Annotated in this window: 16 protein-coding genes; 15 read left to right on the top strand and 1 reads right to left on the bottom strand. The window is 42.1% G+C overall.

Going from position 1 to position 14,276, the window contains the following annotated elements; genetic code table 11:
• Positions 1 to 2: 2 nt before the first annotated feature.
• From DXC04_RS09405 to DXC04_RS09350, 12 genes are all read left to right on the top strand, one after another.
• Complete coding sequence (locus tag DXC04_RS09405; RefSeq protein ID WP_118660933.1) at positions 3 to 770, top strand: TatD family hydrolase; 768 nt, start codon at positions 3 to 5, stop codon at positions 768 to 770.
• 342 nt (positions 771 to 1,112) lie between these two features.
• Positions 1,113 to 2,000 carry a 16S rRNA (adenine(1518)-N(6)/adenine(1519)-N(6))-dimethyltransferase RsmA gene (gene rsmA / locus DXC04_RS09400; protein WP_021860593.1) on the top strand — a complete coding sequence of 296 codons (888 nt, stop codon included), beginning with the start codon at positions 1,113 to 1,115 and terminating at the stop codon, positions 1,998 to 2,000.
• A 179-nt stretch (positions 2,001 to 2,179) separates the two neighbouring features.
• Positions 2,180 to 3,550: a citrate/2-methylcitrate synthase gene (locus DXC04_RS09395; RefSeq protein WP_021860594.1), complete on the top strand. Its 1,371-nt coding sequence runs from the start codon at positions 2,180 to 2,182 to the stop codon at positions 3,548 to 3,550.
• 20 nt (positions 3,551 to 3,570) lie between these two features.
• Positions 3,571 to 4,500: an alpha/beta fold hydrolase gene (locus tag DXC04_RS09390; protein WP_118660903.1), complete on the top strand. Its 930-nt coding sequence runs from the start codon at positions 3,571 to 3,573 to the stop codon at positions 4,498 to 4,500.
• Positions 4,501 to 4,642: 142 nt separating this feature from the next.
• The gene (locus DXC04_RS09385) at positions 4,643 to 5,485 is read left to right on the top strand and encodes an aminotransferase class IV (RefSeq protein WP_118660902.1); all 843 of its coding nucleotides are present in this window, start codon (positions 4,643 to 4,645) and stop codon (positions 5,483 to 5,485) included.
• A 16-nt stretch (positions 5,486 to 5,501) separates the two neighbouring features.
• Entirely contained in the window at positions 5,502 to 6,242 is a 741-nt protein-coding gene (pxpB, locus tag DXC04_RS09380) for a 5-oxoprolinase subunit PxpB (protein ID WP_118660901.1), read from the top strand.
• Positions 6,233 to 7,147, top strand: coding sequence for a biotin-dependent carboxyltransferase family protein (locus DXC04_RS09375; RefSeq protein WP_118660899.1), 915 nt, complete (start codon positions 6,233 to 6,235; stop codon positions 7,145 to 7,147). The genes pxpB and DXC04_RS09375 overlap by 10 nt, the downstream gene beginning before the upstream one ends.
• A gap of 2 nt (positions 7,148 to 7,149) precedes the next feature.
• The gene (locus tag DXC04_RS09370) at positions 7,150 to 7,947 is read left to right on the top strand and encodes a putative hydro-lyase (RefSeq protein WP_118660932.1); all 798 of its coding nucleotides are present in this window, start codon (positions 7,150 to 7,152) and stop codon (positions 7,945 to 7,947) included.
• 142 nt (positions 7,948 to 8,089) lie between these two features.
• Positions 8,090 to 8,863 (top strand): LamB/YcsF family protein, encoded by a 774-nt coding sequence (locus DXC04_RS09365; protein WP_118660897.1) that lies wholly within the window; start codon positions 8,090 to 8,092, stop codon positions 8,861 to 8,863.
• 42 nt (positions 8,864 to 8,905) lie between these two features.
• Positions 8,906 to 9,787, top strand: coding sequence for a DUF4392 domain-containing protein (locus DXC04_RS09360; RefSeq protein ID WP_242992942.1), 882 nt, complete (start codon positions 8,906 to 8,908; stop codon positions 9,785 to 9,787).
• A gap of 426 nt (positions 9,788 to 10,213) precedes the next feature.
• Entirely contained in the window at positions 10,214 to 10,834 is a 621-nt protein-coding gene (locus DXC04_RS09355) for a hypothetical protein (RefSeq protein WP_243112133.1), read from the top strand.
• Positions 10,835 to 10,847: 13 nt separating this feature from the next.
• A complete protein-coding gene (locus DXC04_RS09350) occupies positions 10,848 to 11,216 on the top strand; it encodes a hypothetical protein (protein WP_004844112.1) in 369 nt (122 codons plus the stop codon).
• A gap of 170 nt (positions 11,217 to 11,386) precedes the next feature.
• On the opposite strand, the gene DXC04_RS09345 is transcribed toward DXC04_RS09350, so the two are convergent.
• Positions 11,387 to 12,226 (bottom strand): helix-turn-helix domain-containing protein, encoded by an 840-nt coding sequence (locus tag DXC04_RS09345; RefSeq protein ID WP_117537929.1) that lies wholly within the window; start codon positions 12,224 to 12,226, stop codon positions 11,387 to 11,389.
• Between the two features lie 283 nt (positions 12,227 to 12,509).
• On the opposite strand from DXC04_RS09345, the gene DXC04_RS09340 reads away from it, so the two are divergent.
• The 3 genes from DXC04_RS09340 to DXC04_RS09330 all read left to right on the top strand — a co-directional run bounded on the left by DXC04_RS09340 (position 12,510) and on the right by DXC04_RS09330 (position 14,271).
• A complete protein-coding gene (locus tag DXC04_RS09340) occupies positions 12,510 to 12,842 on the top strand; it encodes a hypothetical protein (protein ID WP_009244196.1) in 333 nt (110 codons plus the stop codon).
• Positions 12,843 to 12,974: 132 nt separating this feature from the next.
• Positions 12,975 to 14,093: a replication initiation factor domain-containing protein gene (locus tag DXC04_RS09335; protein WP_226853028.1), complete on the top strand. Its 1,119-nt coding sequence runs from the start codon at positions 12,975 to 12,977 to the stop codon at positions 14,091 to 14,093.
• A complete protein-coding gene (locus tag DXC04_RS09330; protein ID WP_004844108.1) occupies positions 14,086 to 14,271 on the top strand; it encodes a helix-turn-helix domain-containing protein in 186 nt (61 codons plus the stop codon). The genes DXC04_RS09335 and DXC04_RS09330 overlap by 8 nt, the downstream gene beginning before the upstream one ends.
• Positions 14,272 to 14,276 lie beyond the last annotated feature (5 nt).

The following is a 14,276-nucleotide window of genomic DNA, read 5'->3' as shown; positions in this document are numbered from 1 at the left end:
TGATGATTTTTGATACGCATGCGCACTATGATGATGAGCAGTTTGACGTAGACAGAGAAGAATTGCTGATGTCCATGGAGGAAAATGGTGTCGGCACGATCGTCAATGTGTCGGCAACTTATGAGTCCTGTGCACGTGTGACAGAAATGGTGAAAAAATATCCGTTTATGTATGCCGCAGTCGGCGTACATCCGGATGAAGTTGGTGCGTTGGACGAAGAGAAACTTGTACGGATGGAAGCGCTTTTGGATCAGAAAAAGGTTGTTGCTGTCGGCGAGATTGGACTGGATTATTACTGGGATCATGAATCTCATGATCTGCAGAAAGAATGGTTTATCCGTCAGCTTGAACTTGCACGTAAGCATAATCTTCCGGTGTTGATCCACAGCCGGGAAGCTGCGGCAGATACGATGGAGATCATGAAGGGGCATGCACAGGGGTTAAATGGTGTGATCCACTGCTACTCTTATTCTAAAGAGATGGCAAAAGAGTATGTGAAAATGGGCTTTTACATCGGCATCGGCGGTGTCGTTACTTTTAAAAATGCAAAAAAAGTAAAAGAGACAGTCGCAGAGATTCCGCTTACTTCAATCGTGCTGGAAACAGATTGCCCGTATCTTGCACCGGAGCCTTTCCGCGGCAAGAGAAACCAGTCTGCATATATCCAATATGTAGCGGAAAAGATCGCAGAGATCAAAGAGATCTCATATGAAGAAGTTGTTGCACAGACAGAGAAAAATGCACGTGCCATGTATGGTCTGGATGCATAAAGCATATGCACGCATCAGGTATGGTCTGGATGCATAAAGCATATGCACGCATCAGGTATGGTCTGGACGTGTAAGACATTATTCGCAATGAATCAGCGATAGTGAACTTTATTAAGTACAAATAAATTAATTTTATGAAATCCAACCAGGAAATTCCCGGTTGGATTTTTTCTACCTGTTTTTTAGCATTTCTATATGTATTTCGCTATATTTTAATTTTTCCATATATTTTCGGAGTTTTCTTTATATTTTCTTAAGACTATTTTCGATTTTGGGTATATCATTAAGACAAAACTTATTGTATAATTAAAAAATACCTAAAATTCAGGGAGAAGTGAGAAAATGGCAAAACCAGATCTGGGAAATCCGCAGAATACAATTGAAGTATTACAGAAATATAAATTTAATTTTCAGAAGAAGTTCGGACAGAATTTTCTGATCGATACACATGTGCTGGATAAGATTATTTATTCCGCAGAGATTACAAAAGAAGACATGGTGCTGGAGATCGGACCGGGGATCGGAACGATGACACAATATCTGGCAGAGGCAGCCGGCAAGGTCATTGCGGTTGAGATCGATAAAAATCTGATTCCGATTCTTGCGGATACACTGCATGAATATGAAAATGTTCAGATTATCAACGAGGATGTTCTGAAGCTTGACATTGCAAAGATCGTAGAGGAGCAGAACGGAGGAAAACCGATTAAAGTGGTTGCGAATCTGCCATATTATATTACGACACCGATCATTATGGGACTTTTTGAAAATCATGTTCCGCTTCAGAGCATTACGGTCATGGTACAGAAGGAAGTGGCAGACCGTATGCAGACCGGACCGGGTAACAAGGATTACGGTGCTCTGTCACTGGCGGTGCAATATTATGCAGACCCGTACATTGTTGCAAATGTCCCACCGAACTGCTTCATGCCAAGACCGAAGGTAGGCTCAGCAGTCATCCGTCTGACAAGACATGCTGAACCTCCGGTGGAAGTAGAAGATGAGAAGCTGATGTTTGATATTATCAGAGCGTCTTTCAACCAGCGTCGGAAGACACTTGCCAATGGTTTGAAAAATGCAGGCAAATGGGATCTCCCGAAAGAAGTGATCGCAGAAGCAATCGAGACGTTAGGCAAAGGCGCAAGCGTCAGAGGAGAGGCACTATCACTGGAGGAATTTGCAAGACTGAGCAATGAAATTTATAATTATCTGCATAATCGTATATCGTGAAGCTTATGCTTCCTGTTTATGCTCATATCGGGGCGGGCCATTAAGTCATAAAATCACTCTGGTGTAATTGCATTGTGGTTTCTGACATCATATAAATGGTAAAAAACAATAAATTTGTTGCAGAAAAAAACAATTGTGGATTGAAAAACAAAGATATTAACAAAGAAAGGATGATGCGCATGGAGAAAAAAAACAAATATGCACTGTTCGAGATCACACCGGAGATTGAGCATTTCGCAGAACTGTGTGAGAAGAATACGACAATAGAAAAAGACCTGTACAGCAAATACGAAGTAAAACGCGGACTCCGTGATGTGAATGGAAAAGGAGTACTTGCCGGCCTTACTAATATTTCCGATGTCTGTGCGACTAAGATCGTGGACGGCAAAGAAGTTCCGTGTGCAGGTAATCTGTATTACCGTGGATATAACATCAAAGACTTGGTGCGTGGATTTTTAGAGGACGGACATTTTGGATTTGAAGAGATCGCATATCTGTTGTTGTTTGGCGAGCTTCCGAATATAAAAGAGTCGGAGATGTTCCATGAGACACTCGTAGAGCGCCGGACATTGCCGCCGACATTTGTGCGTGATGTCATTATGAAAGCGCCGAGCCAGGACATGATGAATACGCTGGCGAAATGTATTTTGAATCTGTATACTTACGACCGCAAAGCGGATGATACAAGTATCCCGAATGTATTAAGACAGTGTCTGAACCTGATCAGCCAGTTTCCGATGATGATGGTGTACGGCTATCATGCATATAATTACCGTATGGGCGATGACCTGTTTATTTACGCGCCATCACCGGATCTGTCTACTTCTGAAAATATTCTGATGATGCTCCGTGAGGATCGTAAATACACAGAACTGGAAGCGAAGCTCCTTGATATGGCTCTGGTTCTGCATATGGATCACGGCGGTGGTAATAACTCAACATTTACGACACACGTTGTAACTTCTTCCGGAACGGACACTTATTCAACGATGGCAGCAGCGATGGCTTCGTTAAAAGGACCAAAACACGGTGGTGCGAATATCAAAGTAACGAAGATGTTTGAAGACATGAAAGCGCATGTATCAGACTGGGAAGATGAAGATGAAGTACGTCAGTATTTAAATGATCTGCTGGAGAAGAAAGCATTTGACCAGAAAGGTCTGATCTACGGAATGGGACATGCAATCTATTCTGTTTCAGATCCGCGTGCAGACATTTTCAAAAAATTTGTAAAACAGCTTGCAGAGGAAAAAGGCTGTGAAAAAGAATACGGACTGTATGCGCTTGTAGAACGTCTGGCTCCGGAAGTGATCGCACAGAAGCGTAAGATTTACAAAGGTGTTAATGCCAATGTAGATTTTTACAGCGGACTGGTTTACAGTATGCTGGATCTTCCTCCGGCACTTTACACACCGATTTTTGCGGCGGCGCGTATTGTCGGCTGGAGTGCACACCGTCTGGAAGAGTTAAAGAATGCGGATAAGATTATCCGTCCGGCGTATAAGCCACTGGCTTCCTACAAAGAATATGTAAAAATGGAAGATCGTTAGGAGAAGGAAGTTGATATAAAATGAAGAAAGATTTCAGCTTTTTAAGTGCAGAAGGGAAGACGCGCTCACATGGAATCATCTGGATTCCGGAAGGTGAAGTGCGTGCGATCCTCCAGATCTGTCACGGAATGGTAGAATATATAGACCGCTACGATGAATTTGCCAGATACTTAAACGGACATGGTTATCTTGTGATCGGGCACGATCATCTGGGACATGGAAAGACTGCAGCAAAGCCGGAAGAATACGGACATTTCCCGGAAGAATACGGTAACGATTATGTAATCGGAGATATCCACAGAGTCCGCAGAGTCGGTGAGAAGAATTATCCGGATCTACCATATTTTATGCTGGGACACAGTATGGGTTCATTTCTGCTTCGTCAGTATCTGACGATGTATGCTGACGGACTTGCCGGTGCGATCATCATGGGAACCGGTGAACACAGCATGGCGGAATTGAACATGGGGCAGAAGCTCTGCAAAGGGCTTGCGGCAGCAAGAGGCTGGCATTATCACAGCCCGCTTGTGCATAAGATGAGCGTTGGTAATTATAATAGAAAATTTCATCCGGCAGTAACAGCAACAGACTGGATCAGTTCAGATCTGGATGTGCGCAGAAAATACGAGAAAGATCCACTTTGCTCTTTCCAGTTTACGGTTGGCGGTTATTATCAGATGTTTGAAGGAATGAAAGTGCTTGCCCGCAAAGAGAGCATAGAGAAGATTTCGAAGGATTTGCCGATATTCTTTGTATCCGGTGCAGACGATCCGGTTGGAGATTTTGGAAAAGCAGTACAGAAAGTATATGACAAGTACAAGAATGCCGGATTTGAAAAAGTAGAGATGAAGCTGTATCAGGATGACAGGCATGAAATCCTGAATGAAACAGACCGCAGTCAGGTATTTGAAGATCTGTATTTATGGATGGAAGAAAATTTATCACTTTAATTAAGTAAAACCCATTGACAAAACTAATGGGTGAGCATAAAATGTAGGTGAAATTAATAGAGCGTACAGGACGAAGGCGTCACAAACATGAGTTTGTGCGCCTTTTTTAGTGTAAAAAGGTCAGGAGAAGGAGGAATTTACAATGAAAACTTTAGGTTATTACAATGGCAAATACGGTGAACTGGATGAGATGACAATCCCGATGAACGACCGTGTCAGCTGGTTTGGAGATGGTGTATACGATGCAGGTCCGTCCAGAAATTATGAGATTTTCGCAATTGATGAACATATCGACAGATTCTTTAACAGTGCGGGACTTCTGGACATTAAAATGCCGGTAACAAAGTCAGAGTTGAAAGAACTCCTTCAGGAAATGGTAAATAAAATGGATACAGGTAATTTATTTGTTTACTATCAGGTCACAAGAGGAACCGGTATCCGTGATCATGCATATACAGAGGGTCCTGGAAACTTATGGATTATGCTGAAACCGGCAGAAATTTCCGATGGAACGAAGCCAATCAAGCTGATCACAAGAGAAGATACACGTTTCTTCCATTGTAATATCAAAACATTGAACTTAATTCCTTCTGTAGTTGCGACACAGAAAGCAAAAGAAGCCGGATGTCAGGAATGTGTATTCTACAGACCGGGTGGACGTGTAACAGAATGTGCACATAGTAATGTCCATATTATTAAAGATGGCAAACTGGTAACAGCACCGACTGACAACCTGATTCTTCCAGGTATTGCAAGAGCACATATTATCAAAGCCTGCAAGAAATTGGAGATTCCGGTAAGCGAGACACCGTACACACTGGATGATCTGTTCAACGCAGATGAAGTTATCGTATCCAGCTCCAGCAACTTATGTCTGCATGCAAATGAGATCGATGGCAAGCCGGTTGGCGGAAAAGCACCGGAACTTCTGGAGAAGATCCGTGTAGCAGTTCTGGATGAATTTTACAAAGCAACAGATAAATAAATGAGAAGGTGAAGTCATGGGAGAAATAAAATATATGCCGGCAGGGGACCGGGCGCTGGTTGTGGAATTTGGCAATCAGATCGATCCTGCGATCAATGACAAAGTACATGCGCTGGCAGCGAAAATTGCAGAAACTCGGATTCCGGGTGTACAGGAAATGGTACCAACGTTTCGTTCTCTGATGATTTACTATGATCCGGCAATTACCTCTTTTGAAAATGTAAGGAAGCAGACAGCAGAGCTGACCGGACAATTGATTGGGAAGACAACAGAGAAGAAACGGATTTTAAAAATTCCGTGTTGTTATGGCGCAAGATTCGGATTGGATCTGGCAGATATGGAAAAACATACCGGACTTGATCGTGACGAGATCATAAAGATCCATAGTTCCGTTGATTATAAAATTTATATGATGGGATTCCTGCCGGGATTTGTTTATCTTGGTGGTCTGGATAAACGAATTGAAATGCCAAGACTGAAAAGCCCGCGCGTAAGGATTCTTCCGGGGGCTGTCGGCATCGGTGGCAATCAGACAGGAGTCTATCCGCTGGCTTCACCGGGAGGATGGAGACTGATGGGTGGTACACCGGTTGATTTCTATGATCCGTACAGAGAAGATCCGATCCTCTGTAAAGCAGGAGAATATATCCGTTTTATACCAATCACGATTGGCGATTACTACGATATCCGCCACATGATCGTAAAAGGAGAGTATCAGGTAGAGGTTGTGGAAGAAGGTGATGAAGGATGTCAGTAAAAGTTGTTATTCCGGGACCGCTTACAACAGTACAGGATGCGGGCAGATACGGATATATGAATTCCGGTATCGGGACATCCGGAGTCATGGACGAAGTTTCTTATAAGAAGGCCAATTATCTTGTGGGAAATGAAAACGGAGAAGCCGTACTGGAAGTAACTTTGTTCGGCGGAACGATGGAATTCACGGAAGATGCAGTCATTGCTGTTACAGGAGCAACAATGGACGTAAAGATAAATGAGAAACCGACAGAAATGTACCGTGCATACCAGGTGAAAGCCGGAGATATCTTATCGCTTGGGATGGTAACTGCAGGCTGCAGAACTTATGTAGCTTTCGCCGGTGGTATTGATGTTCCGGTTGTGCTTGGAAGCCGTTCAACAAATCTGAAGTGTAAGATGGGTGGTTACGAAGGAAGGGCGCTGGCAGCCGGAGATGTTTTTGAAATTGGCAAAAATGGCAGAAGTTATGAAGCACTGAAAGACCGTATGGCAAAGCCGGATGTATATACATCACCAATCACTGTCCGTGTGATCGAAGGACCGCAGGAAGAGTATTTTACCGAGGCGGGAAAGAAAACATTTTACAATGAAACTTATACGATATCTGATCAGAGTGACCGGATGGGTTACCGGATGGAAGGTGCATCGATCGAAAGTGTAAACGGAACGGATATTATTTCCGATGGAATTGCACTTGGTTCCATTCAGGTTCCGACAAATGGAAAACCAATCATTTTACTTGCAGACCGGCAGACAACCGGAGGATATGCAAAGATTGCTACAGTGTGTTCTTTTGATATCCCAAAACTGGTACAGGGCAAGCCGGGGGATCAGGTGAGATTTCAGAAAATTTCGTTAGATGAAGCAGCAAAGATATGGAAAACAGAAAGCGGGGAAAGGTAAAGATGAGTGAAGCAGTAAATTACAGTGATATGGAACCGGCAGAGGTCAGAAAACTGATCCGAGAAGGAAAAATAACATGTCCGACATCGGGCATGTGTGCGGGATACGCACAGGCAAATCTGGTTATCCTGCCAAAGGATCTGGCTTATGATTTTCTCTTATTTACCCAGAGAAACCCGAAACCGTGTCCGATCCTTGAAGTCAGCGACGTAGGAAGCAGAGACCTTCACTATATCGCAGATGATGTGGATCTGGCAAAGGATTTTCCAAAATACCGCATTTACAAAAAAGGCGAACTTGTCGGAGAGTATACCGACATTGAAGAGTTCTGGCAGGATGATTTTGTGAGCTTTCTGATCGGATGCAGCTTCTCTTTTGAATCTGCACTTTTGGAAGCAGGAATTCCGGTTAGACATATCGAGGAAAACTGTAACGTGCCGATGTTCAAGACAAATATCGCTTGCACACCGGCAGGTATTTTCAAAGGAAATATGGTAGTCAGCATGCGTCCGATCCCGAATGACCAGGTTGTGAAATCCGCACTGATCACGGGTGAGATGCCAAGAGTACACGGTGCACCGATACAGATTGGCAATCCGGAAGCAATTGGTATTTCTGATGTAATGAAACCGGATTTCGGCGATAGTGTAACGATCAATGAAGGAGAAGTTCCGGTATTCTGGCCATGTGGCGTAACACCGCAGAATGTTGTTATGAATGTGAAACCGGATATTGTGATCACACACGCACCGGGACATATGCTGATTACGGATGTAAAGAATGTAGAATTGAAGTACTAAAGTGGTTCTAATAGAGCCACCCACCATGATATGAGTAAAAGCGTAGCAGTGCAGTGATGGGAGAACACGAGTATTGTGCGGTTTTGAAAATAGATGGAAGTAGTCTGAAAAAAGATTTGAAACATAGAAAGAAGGAAGAAAAATGTTTGCAGTAGATTTGAACTGTGATCTTGGAGAAAGTTTTGGAAATTATAAATGCGGACTGGATGAGGAAGTCATTCCCTTTATTTCTTCTGCAAATGTAGCATGTGGATTTCATGCATCCGATCCGGTGGTAATGGCAAAGACCGTAGCACTTGCGAAAGAGCAGGGCGTCCGTGTTGGCGCACATCCGGGATATCCGGATCTGGTCGGATTCGGCAGAAGAAATCTGGCAGCATCGCCGGCAGAAGTAAAAGCAATGGTGCAGTATCAGATCGGGGCATTGAAAGCATTCTGCACAGCACAGGGAATTAAATTGCAGCATGTAAAACCGCACGGTGCAATGTATAACATGGCAGGAAAAGATGAAAAGCTGGCAACAGCAATCGCAGAAGCAATCAAAGAAGTCGATCCTGAGCTTATCCTTCTTGCACCGAGTAGCAGCAAAATGATGGGAGCCGCAAAGGCAGTAGGACTTCGCGTGGCAAAAGAAGTATTTGCGGATAGAGCATATGAAGAAGACGGCTCGCTGGTAGCAAGAAGCAAACCGGGCGCAATGATCACCGATGAAGACGAAGCTGTGGCACGTGTCATCAAGATGATAAAGGAAGGAACCGTAACAGCGATTACCGGAAAAGAGATTCCGGTTGAAGCAAATTCTGTATGCGTTCACGGAGACGGACCGAAAGCACTGGCATTTGTTCAGAAGATCCGTAAAGCGCTGGAAGCAGAAAACATCAGGATTGCATCAATCGAAGAAGTAATTGAGAAATAAAACAGGCAGAAGACGACAGCAAAAATAAAGGAGAGATTAGAAGTGGGAGCACAGGCACAGGCGGCACAGACAAAAGTAAATATAAAAAAAGAAACCGTTGAAGATATTGTACTGCGTCATTCCAAGCGCGGTATGACTATCCTGCGCAAATATATGGGCGATTTCTACTGCAAGAGGGCGGCTGAGAAGATTCTGGAGCTTCCGAAAGGAAATATATTTCTGACAACCGGATTTTATGTAGCGGGACATGCAGAGACGGATGGTCCTCTCGGAACGATGACACTCGCAAAAGCACTGCGGGCTGTCGGATACCGACCGATCATCGTAACAGATAAATATTGTCGTGGATTTTTTGAACTTGAGGATCTGGACGTAGAATATGCACATATCTGCGATGGCGTAGAACAGTATACAGAAGTTCTGGAAGATTACGATCCGGTTGCACTGATTTCCATTGAACGCTGTGGCAAAAATATTGAAGATGATTATGCAAATATGCGCGGTGTAAGCATTAAGAAAAATACAGCAAAAGCCGATATCCTTTTTGATCTTGCCAAAAAGCGCGGAATCCCGACATTTGGTGTCGGAGATGGCGGAAATGAAATCGGTATGGGCAATCTGAAAGAAGTTATTGTAGATAAACTGGCGCTTGTACCATGCAAGGTAGAAGTTGACAATCTAATTATCGCAACCGTATCCAACTGGGGCGCATATGCATTAGCGGCATATATACAGAAGATAGAAAAGATACAGGTACTTCCTACATATAAAGAAATCAAATCCTATCTGCAGGCGATCGTAGATCTCGGCAGCATCGATGGCGTAACAAAAGAACAGGTACTGAGTGTGGATGGTTTTCCACTGACTGTGGAAAAAGAGATCCTTGATGAACTCCATCGCGCAGTGGGGACGGGGATTTTCTAGAAAGTGCCAGGTGCAAATTGAAAAGGGGACAGGTCATTTCTAAAAAGGGGACGGGGCTTTTTGAGAAAAGCCCCGTCCCCTTTTTAGCGCAGCGAAAACCCGCTAACCATACGGCTAACGGGTTTCGTTGTTTTTATCGTTATCTAAAGGAATGAGGGATTATCGAACTGGTTTATATTGTGTTACAAAGTGTTGTAAAGCCCGGAATTACAGGCTTTTTTAAAATTGACTTACATATAAAGTGTTATATTTATTTATCCTGATTTGACCGAAATTTGCCCCGAGATTCTTTGTTTGGATTTGTTTGAAAATAGTTTGATAAAAATAAAATAGAATGAAATATTTGAAATAAACATAAAAAAATATAGACAAAATAGGAAATAAGATATATTATTAAAGTAAACATTAGAAAAAACAGTACTGTCATTGAATGAGAGTAGGGGAAAAGACCCAGCTACTTGGGATGAGGTTTTGCTAGATGTTGCTGAAGTTTATGAAAACTACACGCTTGTTTCAACAAATCATCTTCAAGAATTTATTTCCTTTAATGAGCCGTATATAGAAAGTGTAACAGGACATTATGCATGTGCAGTTAGTGCATTATTAGCATGTGGTGCATATTATAATGCTGTTGATTATACAGATATTGCAGGTGATTATATGGATATTTGGGATTCAACAGGAACGACAGTTTCATCGGAGAGTGGAGGAATAACATATGGTTCAACAACTATTGGCAATATTGGACCTGGATTTGTGGACTTTTGTGCTGGAAAGAATGTTTCTGTAACACAAAATACTGACTATAGTCCCAATTATAATTTTTTCACTAATTGCATTGATAGAGGAGATATAGCAGTTGTCCATTGTGGTATAATTAGCAGTGATACTGGAGAACGTGCGGGGCATTCAATGGCAGCAGAGGGATATGCAACTTTGCGAGCATATAATTCTGGAAATACAGTACATACATTGATGGTATTTGATGGATGGGGGGATACAGTACGTTATTTGAATTTTGATTTTGATAGTTGGACAGACATATAGGGGACTACATTTAATGGATAAGAAACGATTGATTTTGTTAATCATACTTTTGCTTGCAATAGTATTAATTGTGCTTGGCGTAAAAGGAAATGTTTTTAAGGAGAATCGTCAAAATATGGAGTTGCGTTCTAGTGGAGATGATAATTCTCATTGGTTTCATTTGAGTGGGGTTGTTGTAGAGAAAACTTTTGATACACTTTTAATAGAACTAAATGAGAAGGAAGAAAGTAGTCTATTTTTTGATACGACAAAAGTTAGTTTAGATTGTACTAAGTGTAAAGGTGATCTAGAACAAGTATCAGAAGGAAATGTTATTAAATTTTATTTTTTTAAGTATAATATTGATGGTGAAACGGTAAAAATTGAAAGAATAGTAAGATAAAAGTATAAGTAAGAGTTCTGCTATCAGAACATTATTATTAGTGAGGTAAAGGAACAAGGCGAAGCCGAGACGCCGTAGGGCAGTCCTTTACGGAACGGACACAGCCAATACCATCATGATACATAAGAGGACTTGAAAGGTCACAAACCTTGCAAGTCCTCTTGTTTATCTTATGGGTTACTTCTGTCGGATTGCATTTTCCGATAGACCGCTTCTTTCGTGGCTTCTCGGAAAAAGCTATCCTGTCTGGTATATGCCAGATGTTCATTCTGGATATAAGCGTCTGATTCGCAATCATATTCGTAAGGGATTACCTGTGCTGTTCCCTGTTTTTCATCAATTCCATAGATAATTACTTTGGAATCTCTCAATGCCAGTCCGAGTGTCAGAAAGCCGGAAGTGAAATAATTGTTGTTGTGTGGAGCGGTTATGCTTTTCAGTGCATGAAAGAAGTCTGCTACTTCCTCAGTCTGTCCATTCTCAAAAGCCGGAATGATATGTAAGGTGTTGTTTGCCTTATCTGCATATGCCCGGCAGACCAGAACGGAAGAATCCGCTTTTTGTATGATACCGTCAAAATAATCGCCGGAGTATGCAGTTGGCTGATAGAAAATGGCGGTTTCTTTTGTTGTAAGGTTATGATAAGTCAGAAAGCCGTTTACAAGCCGGACAATTTCGATATCATCCCCGTAGGTAAATCCGTTCTGCTCTAAAAGAGAATAGAAAGTTCTGGTAAATTCTTCCGGCAGTTCAATCCCCAGTTTTTCTGTGATAAGCATATCTACATATTCTTTAAATGAACCATACAGAAGTTCATTCAGCGTCATATTGCCCAACGTGGCAATCTGCTTCAAGCGTTTCTCATTGGGAAGATTCACACCCTTTTCCCAACTGTTTACAGAGCCTTTCGGGGCATTATCTATGATTTCCCCAAACTTCTGCATACTGTAACCGTATTTCTTGCGTATCTGTAAAATTCGTTTTCCTACTGCTTCTTTATTCACAAACATATGCACACCTCGTTTCTGTTTTCATCATAACACAAGATAAGGATAAATGTAAGGGTAAAATTATAATAAGTTATAAAAAGATATAGTTAAGCGTTTGAAATACAAAAATAAAAAGTAAGGGAAAAAGTAAAATAATTGTTGACAAGAAGAAAAAACAGGTCTATGATGAGGTTAAGAGGTAAGGAGAAAAGTAATGAAATAAATATAGACGTGGATATGAAAAGGACTTGTCACACTTACCAGACACTCATTCACCATGATTTCAAAAAAGGAGAAATGTAGCATGCAGATTACATTGACAAAAGAACAGGTCAGAGAAGCGTTCGGGGAACTCCGTTACATGGGAGCAGACTACTGCTATAAGTATGATAAGGAAACCCGGAAGAAAACCGAGGAAGTGGAAGCATTGAAACTTCACCTCGGAAGCATGAAACTTGGAAACAGCGTAGATATCCGTCTGGAAGCAACAGAACTTCCAAAGGTAGAGCCTTACACAGTGGTAGAACTAGAAGAAGCGGTATATGCCCCTTATGTGCAGAGAGGAAACTTCCCAGTATTGGTGGACAGAATCTCCTGCAAGGGTATCCGTGTTGTTACCGGAAAAGGAAACGTGTAGAGACTGTTCCCGGAAATTCTCTGCGGACTGCTCCGTACAGCGTGAAAGGAGCAAAGGGAGTAGAGGAAGTTCCGGGAACGTGGCGAAAGCCACGGCATACTACGAAAGGCAGGGATGATGATAACAGAGGTAATGAAAATTTCAGAACCCCCCTATACTAACAGGGGGGTAACTCGTCAGAAAGAAGATTTGACAGCACTGATTGACTGGTGTCAGATTACTGTCAAAGGTGTAGACGTGTTCATAATCATAGAAGATATCTTGCGGATTCCACTGAGTTTTATGGAACTGCATGGTAAGGAAAAAGGAATTGCTGGACACGAACTGATAGCAAGATTTGACAATATCAAGATTCTGAAACCGACAGGAAATGCACAGTATGAGGGATTTCAGATTCTTATGAGTGGTTCGGGGTGCAGGAATTATGAAAATTTCCTTATGATGAATAAGGAAACATGGTTTGATTTTCTGGAAAGAGTTTGCAGATACCCGGTGAATTTTCCGAGGATAGACTTGGCAATCGACGATACAAAGCCTTATCTGTCTATCCCGGAATTGATTCGTCTGAAAAACGAGGGGCTGATATCTAGTCAGTTGCGTGATACAGCAGAGAATCGTTCTGATAGACTGAAAGAGGATGAAATAGAAGCGCAGGGAAAAACACTATATCTCGGCAGTAAACACAGTGATTTTCGGATTACATTCTATGAAAAGGGATATGAACAGGCAGAAAAGTTCGGAAAAGAACTCAACCCGGACTGGAACAGATATGAACTTCGATTCCGGCACAAAAAAGCGGTCAGATTAGTAGAAGAACTTCTGAAAGACAGGGATGTGGCACGGATTGCGTTGTCTGTATTAAACGAGAAAGTGCGGTTTTTACAGAAGCCGGAAAACAGCACGGTTACAAGAAAACGGCTTTATCCTACTTATCCCCCGTGGGAAGAACTCATGCAGGATGTAGGGAAGATAAAGTTGACCATGAATCCAGAGAAAAAGACACTGGAACGAACATGGCAGTGGCTGAACGTAGCAGTTTCGCCCTCTTTAAAGCTAATGGATAAAATCGGAAAACTGGATAACAGAGATTATATCCGCCAGCTAATAGAACGGGGGCAGATGAACGAAGAACAACAACGCATATATGAGGACTATAAAAAATCTTTCCTTTTGAGGGAAGAAGAAAGGAGAATCTTTGACAGAACATACACAGAACACGATACAGACAAAGAAAGCCCTTACAGTGAATGAAGCGTCAGAGTATACGGGAATTGGAAGAAATAATCTGCGAAAGCTGATTACATGGCAGAAGATTCCGGTCATAAGGATTGGAAATAAGATTCTTATACGCTCTGAGGTTTTAGACCAGTTTTTGAAGAAAAACGAAGGGCATAATCTGAAAAATAAATATGAAGTAATTGCAGTATAAACACA

Origin of the sequence: Dorea sp. OM07-5, from assembly GCF_003481355.1 — a bacterium.
Lineage (GTDB): Bacteria > Bacillota > Clostridia > Lachnospirales > Lachnospiraceae > Dorea_D > Dorea_D hominis.
The sequence above is the reverse complement of the archived record's forward strand: the minus strand, read 5'-3'. Positions and strand labels throughout refer to the sequence as shown.

Excerpts from the sequence above, each read along its gene's own strand:
- DXC04_RS09405 (WP_118660933.1), top strand. The coding sequence starts at position 3 with ATGATTTTTGATACGCATGCGCACTATGATGATGAGCAGTTTGACGTA.
- rsmA (WP_021860593.1), top strand. The coding sequence starts at position 1,113 with ATGGCAAAACCAGATCTGGGAAATCCGCAGAATACAATTGAAGTATTA.
- DXC04_RS09395 (WP_021860594.1), top strand. The coding sequence starts at position 2,180 with ATGGAGAAAAAAAACAAATATGCACTGTTCGAGATCACACCGGAGATT.
- DXC04_RS09390 (WP_118660903.1), top strand. The coding sequence starts at position 3,571 with ATGAAGAAAGATTTCAGCTTTTTAAGTGCAGAAGGGAAGACGCGCTCA.
- DXC04_RS09385 (WP_118660902.1), top strand. The coding sequence starts at position 4,643 with ATGAAAACTTTAGGTTATTACAATGGCAAATACGGTGAACTGGATGAG.
- pxpB (WP_118660901.1), top strand. The coding sequence starts at position 5,502 with ATGGGAGAAATAAAATATATGCCGGCAGGGGACCGGGCGCTGGTTGTG.
- DXC04_RS09375 (WP_118660899.1), top strand. The coding sequence starts at position 6,233 with ATGTCAGTAAAAGTTGTTATTCCGGGACCGCTTACAACAGTACAGGAT.
- DXC04_RS09370 (WP_118660932.1), top strand. The coding sequence starts at position 7,150 with ATGAGTGAAGCAGTAAATTACAGTGATATGGAACCGGCAGAGGTCAGA.
- DXC04_RS09365 (WP_118660897.1), top strand. The coding sequence starts at position 8,090 with ATGTTTGCAGTAGATTTGAACTGTGATCTTGGAGAAAGTTTTGGAAAT.
- DXC04_RS09350 (WP_004844112.1), top strand. The coding sequence starts at position 10,848 with ATGGATAAGAAACGATTGATTTTGTTAATCATACTTTTGCTTGCAATA.
- DXC04_RS09345 (WP_117537929.1), bottom strand. The coding sequence starts at position 12,226 with ATGTTTGTGAATAAAGAAGCAGTAGGAAAACGAATTTTACAGATACGC.
- DXC04_RS09340 (WP_009244196.1), top strand. The coding sequence starts at position 12,510 with ATGCAGATTACATTGACAAAAGAACAGGTCAGAGAAGCGTTCGGGGAA.
- DXC04_RS09335 (WP_226853028.1), top strand. The coding sequence starts at position 12,975 with ATGAAAATTTCAGAACCCCCCTATACTAACAGGGGGGTAACTCGTCAG.